The organism is Vibrio sp. 10N.222.49.C9 (genome assembly GCF_041474985.1).
Taxonomy (GTDB): Bacteria; Pseudomonadota; Gammaproteobacteria; order Enterobacterales; family Vibrionaceae; genus Vibrio; species Vibrio crassostreae_C.
Window position 1 is genome coordinate 1 of the sequence record NZ_JBFRVD010000917.1, and the last position, 311, is coordinate 311.

Below are 311 nucleotides of genomic sequence, written 5' to 3' on the forward strand. Positions count from 1 at the left end.
CTTGTAGAACGAACCAAGCAAACCATCACTGAATTTAAGCAGACTAAAGACCTATCCTTTGAAGTGACCGGAAAATACAGCGCCAGTGATCGGGTATTTGGAATGAGTGACATGTACTTTCATCCGCAGAATTTAACCATAACAATGAAAGCAATCTACCTAATAGAGCTGGTGGAGCGTCTAGAGAAAATCGAAGGCTTTCAGATCAGTCATCTATCCATAAATAGAACATACGACAGCATAGCGATTGAAGATTTTGGTACCTATCTCGATGAGCAACGCGACGATAAAATTAAAAACATCCTCAAGAG

At 40.2% G+C, this 311-nt stretch carries 1 protein-coding gene; it reads left to right on the forward strand.

What is annotated here, in order from left to right; genetic code table 11:
• The coding region (locus AB4585_RS26210) for a hypothetical protein (protein ID WP_372171686.1) at positions 1–311 on the forward strand (311 nt) is incomplete at both ends.